6 protein-coding genes are annotated in these 5,991 nt (G+C 66.3%); all 6 read right to left on the reverse strand.

Features of this window, described 5'->3' with window-relative positions; genetic code table 11:
• A partial coding sequence (locus tag AC1DS3_RS33805) for a transposase (RefSeq protein ID WP_477128880.1) occupies positions 1 to 269 on the reverse strand: 269 nt, incomplete at its 3' end.
• 213 nt (positions 270 to 482) lie between these two features.
• The gene (locus AC1DS3_RS33810) at positions 483 to 1,319 is read right to left on the reverse strand and encodes a helical backbone metal receptor (protein ID WP_441641357.1); all 837 of its coding nucleotides are present in this window, start codon (positions 1,317 to 1,319) and stop codon (positions 483 to 485) included.
• Entirely contained in the window at positions 1,316 to 2,128 is an 813-nt protein-coding gene (locus AC1DS3_RS33815) for an SDR family oxidoreductase (RefSeq protein ID WP_441641356.1), read from the reverse strand. The genes AC1DS3_RS33810 and AC1DS3_RS33815 overlap by 4 nt, the downstream gene beginning before the upstream one ends.
• A gap of 168 nt (positions 2,129 to 2,296) precedes the next feature.
• Positions 2,297 to 2,935 carry a thiol:disulfide interchange protein DsbA/DsbL gene (locus tag AC1DS3_RS33820; RefSeq protein ID WP_477128881.1) on the reverse strand — a complete coding sequence of 213 codons (639 nt, stop codon included), beginning with the start codon at positions 2,933 to 2,935 and terminating at the stop codon, positions 2,297 to 2,299.
• Positions 2,936 to 3,026: 91 nt separating this feature from the next.
• Positions 3,027 to 3,803, reverse strand: coding sequence for an SPOR domain-containing protein (locus AC1DS3_RS33825; protein WP_477128882.1), 777 nt, complete (start codon positions 3,801 to 3,803; stop codon positions 3,027 to 3,029).
• Between the two features lie 130 nt (positions 3,804 to 3,933).
• On the reverse strand, positions 3,934 to 5,727 hold the full coding sequence (gene argS, locus AC1DS3_RS33830; RefSeq protein WP_477128883.1) for an arginine--tRNA ligase: 1,794 nt from the start codon (positions 5,725 to 5,727) through the stop codon (positions 3,934 to 3,936).
• Between the last annotated feature and the right edge of the window lie 264 nt (positions 5,728 to 5,991).

Genomic DNA, 5,991 nt, shown 5'->3' on the forward strand with positions numbered 1-5,991 from the left:
CCCTTTGCACGGCAGTACTCCGACAACTCCGCTTCACTCAGCGGCGCTGTCTCCAACACCACGCGAAACTTGTCCGCGCTGCTCCATTGATCGCTTTGCTTTCCATCACCCGGCACAATTCTTCCCGCTTCTCTCGCCATCCTGCGCCAAGTCCGCAAGGTCACTGTCGTGATCCCCGTGGCCTTGGCCAACTCCACGACCGACCGGTTCAGCGGCGGCATCATCTGCTCCACCACCCATTCCCGGTGCTCGGTTGCATATCGTGTCATCACCTATTCGCACACCGCCCTCCATTCTGCTTCACCAAGGAGACGGAGGCGATAAGTATCCTGACATGGAGGGCGAGACAAGAAAGTAGGTCGCCTCCCCGCAGGGGAGGTGAAACTGCCTTTGACTTTCAGCTTTTGCCCTTGAACTGGCAGTTAAGCCGCTGCAGTTGACGTCAAGCAGTAGCAACCGAAACCGAAGCCCCCCCTACCCCCCTAAACCCCACCTGCAAACCTCGACAAATACCTCACCCCCTCCACGGCCCGGCTCCCATACCAGGAAACCATCTCCCCATCGATCAGCAAAACCTCCTTGCCGATCTGCCGCTCCAGCGCATCAACATGTGCCTCGGTAAACCGATACGGCTCACTGGAAAGCAGGACAAGGTCAATCTCCCGCACCAGCGCGTCGCTCCACCGGAAGGTCGGATACCGCGTCTGCGGCGTATTGGGCCGGCTGCACTCCCCATCAACACAAGCCTCGGGCATGGCGTCAGCCGAAGGCCACGTCTGCCAGTTCACCAGCGCCAGCATCTGGCTGATATAGGTACCGCGCGACACCGTCATCCACGGATCCTGCCAGATCGCATACAGGACCTTGCGCGCGGGCCACTGCCGGGCACGTACCTGCGCCAGTTCGGATGCCATGGCGGCGCAGAGCGATTCCGCTTCGGCAAGGCGGCCGAAGATACCGCCAAGCAGCCGGTAGAGCGCCAGGTTGTCCTCGGGCGCACAGGGGTGGGTGACGATCACATGCGGCACAAACGCGCGGATCTCGTCCACCGTCTCGCGCCGGTTCTCGTCGATGTTGACCACTACATGGGTGGGCGCCAATGCCCGTAGCCGCCCAAGGCTGACATCCTTGGTGCCGCCCACCTTGGCAACGGCACGCACGGCTGGCTCTGGATGGATGCAAAAGCCGGTGCGCGCCACCATCAGGGGACCCAGCCCCAGGGCAAACAGCAGTTCGGTAACGGACGGCACCAGCGAGGCAATGCGCACCTCGCCCGTGGCGGGGTGGTGCAGGACGCCGGCTGCGTCCTGCCAGCTCATGGCTGCTTGTCCTGGCTCCCCTCCTGCGCGCGCGGCTTGCGCGGCGCGCGGGAGAAGATCGCGTCGTAGAGCCAGCGCGGCATCAGGTGCAGGATGGATGCGACCACGCCCATCTGCCAGGGCACCACGGCAAAGCGACGCCCTGCGGCAATAGCACGCACCGTCTTGCGGGCGAACACATCGGCGTCCATCAGGAAAGGCATGCGATAGGGGTTGTGCTCGGTCATCGGCGTGCGGATGTAGCCAGGCGCGATAGTGACCACGCGGATGCGCTCGCGGCGCTGTTCCAGGCGCAAGCTCTCCAGCAGCTTGATCACCGCGGACTTGGAGGCGCTGTAGGCACCCCCGCCTGGCAGGCCGCGCACGCCGGCTACGCTGGCAATGCCGACCAGCGTGCCGCGCCAGCCGCCGGCGCCGGGATCGCGCTCGCGCATGGGCTGCATGAAGGGCTGGAAGGTGGTGAGCACGCCGAACCAGTTGGTGTCCATCACCATGCGGAAGGCTTCGAGGTCCTCGCGCTCGCTGGCGACGGTGCCAACCGATACGCCTGCATTGGCGATCACCACATCGGGGCAACCAAAATGCTCGAGGAAGTCCTGGGCGGCGCGCTGCATGGCATCGGCATCGCGCACATCCGCGCCGTAGACGCGCACCGCATTGGGATTGGGCAGGGTGCGGGCGAATTCACGCAGCACCTCTTCGCGCCGGCCAACCAGGCCGAGGATGGCGCCCTGCGAGGCGTACTCGCGCGCCAGGGCCTGGCCGAGTCCGCTCGACGCGCCGGTAAGGAAGACTTTCTGTGCTCGCATCGGGAGGGTCCAGGGGTAAGCGCAACATGGTTCATGCCGACCGACCCGCCCTGGCGCGCGCCGGACGCCGCTGCGCCTCGCCGGCGCCGGCGGTGCCGGTCGACCGCTGGTGGCCATCGGCCGGCTCGCGCGTGGCGAGCCCAAAGGCCGTTGGCCGCAGCCCGGGAATTACATTTTCTTGTCGCGCACCTGGCCGACCAGGTAATCCATGGTCTGGATGGCCGTGCCCTTGGTGCCGGCGATGGACGGCGAGGTCACGTACTTGCCCTGCACCACGATGGTCGGCACGCCGTCGACCTTGTAGGCGTCGGCGATCTTGTTGGCACGTTGCGAGTTGGTGGTCACCGAGAACGAGTTGTAAGCATCGAGGAAGGCCTTGCGGTCGATGCCGTTCTTGGCCATGAAGTCGGCGATTTCGTTCGGGTCCAGCATGCGCTTGCGGTCGACGTGGATGGCGTTGAAGACCTTGGTGTGCATGGCGTCCAGCTTGCCGATGGCTTCCAGCGCGTAGAAGATCTTGGTGTGCGGCAGCAGGTCGTCGCGGAAGGCAACCGGCACGMGCTTGAACACCACATCCTTGCCCTGCTTGCCTACCCAGGCTTCCAGCTCAGGCTCGAAGTCAAAGCAGTGCGGGCAGCCGTACCAGAAGAACTCGGTGACTTCGATCTTGCCCGGCGCGACGGGCTGCGGTGCTTTCAGGACCTGGTATTCCTTGCCCGAGGTGGGCGCGGCTGCCTGGGCGGGCGCGGTCATCAGGAAACCGGTCACAGCGACCAGCGTGGCAAACAAGGTGGCGAGTTTCTTCATGTGGCGCGGCTTTCGAGAATGGGCAATGAGCGTATGACAGCGGCGGGGCAATCCGGTTCAGCGGATCGCCCCGGGTTACCGTTACTGCTTGTTACTGCTTGGTAAAGCGGATGACCGAAGCCTCGAAGCCCGACGCCTGCAGCCGGTCGCGCGAACGGTTCATGTCGTCGATCTTGTTGAACGGCCCCAGGCGCACGCGATAGAGCTTGACGCCGTTGACATCGCGCTCGGTCACCTTGGCTTCGAACCCCTGCATGGCCAGGTTGGCCTTCTGGCGGTCGGCGTCGTCCTGCGAGCGGAAGGCGCCTACCTGCAGCAGGTAGCCTACCTTGTTGGCATCGGCCTGGGCGATCTCGGCGATCGGGTCGGCGACAGGCTTCTCGGCCGGCTTTTCGGCAGGCTTTTCCGCCGGCTTCTGCGCGGTCTTGTCGGCCGGCTTCTCGGCGGCGGGCCGATCGGCGGGCTTGTCCGCGGGTTTCTCGGCGGAGGGCTTGTCGGCTGGCCGGGTGACGGCTACCGGCGGCTGGCGCTCGGGCGGCTTCACCGTGGTCGGCGCCGGGCCGGACGGCTGCTCGGGCTCAGCGGCGGACCCAACCGGCTTGGCCGGCGTCTTGCTCCACAGCGGCTTGTTGGGATCGCTTGGCGCTTCCTGCGCCGGAGCGGGCAGGTTGCTGACCACATTGCCGGGCTCGGCCGGCTTCTGCGCGCCCTTTTGCTGGAATGGCGCCGGCGACTTGGTGATGTACAGGGCGACCACTACCGCGATCGCCAGGCCGACGATCAGGCCCAGCACCAGTCCCAGGAACGTACCTCCGCGCTGCGGGGCGCGGCTGGCATTGCGCGGGGYGCGCTTGCGTTGCTGTTGCATGAATTCCTCTAGCGTGATGGCGCGATTATAGAGCCTGCGCCGATCCCGGCATCACTGTCTGTGGTCAGGGCGATACGGATAAGGCGCGTCATGAAGGGGGGCTTGCCCCCTTTCACGACGCCGGCCTGGCTTACATGCGCTGCGGCGCCGAGACGCCGATGACGGCCAGCCCATTGCGCAGCACCTGGCGGGTGGCGGCCAGCATCGCCAGGCGAGCCAGCTTGACCGTCTCGTCGTCCACCAGCACGCGGTCGGAGTTGTAGAACGCGTGGAAATCGCCCGCCAGGTCCCGCAGGTAGAAGGCGACCGCATGCGGCGCCAGTTCACCCGCCGCTGCCGCCAGCATGTCCGGGAAATCGGCCAGGCGCTGGCCCAGCGCGAGCGCCTGCGGGGTAGCGTCGGCGCCGGTCACGGGGGCCAGGTCGGTGCCGGCCAGGGCAGGCAGCTTGGCCTCCCAGTCCGCGCCGCCCCAGGATTCGAAGATCGAGCAGATGCGGGCATGGGCGTACTGCACGTAATACACCGGGTTCTCGTCGTTCTGCTTGAGGGCCAGGTCGACGTCGAAGATGAATTCCGTATCGGCCTTGCGCGACAGCAGGAAAAAGCGCACCGCGTCGCGCCCGCGGGTGAAGTGCTCGGGCCAGTCGGCCACGCCGGCTTCCAGGCAGCCGCGGATGGTCTCGCCGCCTTCCGCGCCGTTACTCCACTCGATCAGGTCGCGCACGGTCACGTAGGAACCGGCGCGCTTGGAGATCTTGACCTCCTCGCCGTTCTTCATGACGGTGACCATCTTGTGCAGGATGTAGTCGGGGTAGCCTTTGGGGATGCCGATGTCCAGCCCCTGCAGGCCGGCGCGCACGCGGGCGATGGTGCCGTGGTGGTCGCTGCCCTGCACGTTGATGACCTTGGCGAAGCCGCGCTCCCACTTGCTGGTGTGGTAGGCCACGTCCGGCACGAAGTAGGTATAGGTGCCGTCGGTCTTGCGCATGACGCGGTCCTTGTCATCGCCTTCGTCGGTGGTGCGCAGCCACAGGGCGCCTTCGTTCTCGTAGGTCTTGCCCTTGGCCACCAGCGACTGCACCGCGGCCTCGACGCGGCCATCGCTGTACAGCGAGGACTCCAGGTAGTAGCGGTCGAACTTGACGCCGAAGGCGCGCAGGTCGATGTCCTGCTCGTTGCGCAGGTAGGCCACGGCGAACTTGCGGATCGACTCGATGTCTTCGACGTTGCCGGAGGCCGTCACGGCGTCGCCGTCGGAGGCGCGCACGGTCTTGCCGGCCAGGAAATCGGCAGCGATGTCGGCGATGTAGTCGCCGTTGTAGGCCGACTCCGGCCACGCGGCATCGCCCGGCTTGACGCCGCGGGCGCGCGCCTGCACCGATACGGCCAGGGTCTGGATCTGCACGCCGGCGTCGTTGTAGTAGAACTCGCGATGCACGGCAAAACCCTGCCAGTCCAGCAGGTTGGCCAGCGCGTCGCCCAGTGCCGCCTGGCGGCCGTGGCCGACGTGCAGCGGGCCGGTCGGGTTGGCGGAGACGAACTCGACCAGCACCTTGCCGTGCACGCCCTGCGCCTTGGCGCCGTAGCGGTTGCCCTGCTCCAGCACCGCGCGCAGCACATCGGCCTTGGCAGCCGGCGTCRGGCGCAGGTTGATAAAGCCGGGGCCGGCGATTTCCAGGCCGGCCACCAGCCCTGCGGTACGCGCGTCGGCCTTGACTGCATCGACGATCTGCTGGGCCAGCTCCCGCGGGTTGCGCTTGAGCGCGCGGGCAACCTGCATGGCGAGATTGCAGGCCAGGTCGCCGTGGGCGGCGACCTTCGGACGCTCGAAGACGGCGTCGGGCAGGGCGGCGTCGGCCGGGGCGATTGCGCGCACCGCGTCATTGAACGCAGCGGCAAGATTGGTGGTCTGAACTGGCAGCATGGATGTCGTGGCCCTGAGGCGGTTGTCTGGTGCCATCGCGGCGGTTCTGCCGCGGCGGCACCGTCACGGGCGGCATGTGGAGGCCGCGCCGCGTGGCAGGCAATGAATTGCAGAACGCAGAATTTTATCAGGTGCTATGCTGACATCATGCAGCAAGCCCAAAACCGGCCGTTGCGAGCCCCCTGCCCGGTCCCGGGACAGGCCGCGCGGCCATGGTTTTCGCCCATGTATTTCGCTGTACGCCAAGGAAAGGAAATATCATGC

The organism is Cupriavidus sp. 01L46 (genome assembly GCF_056399905.1).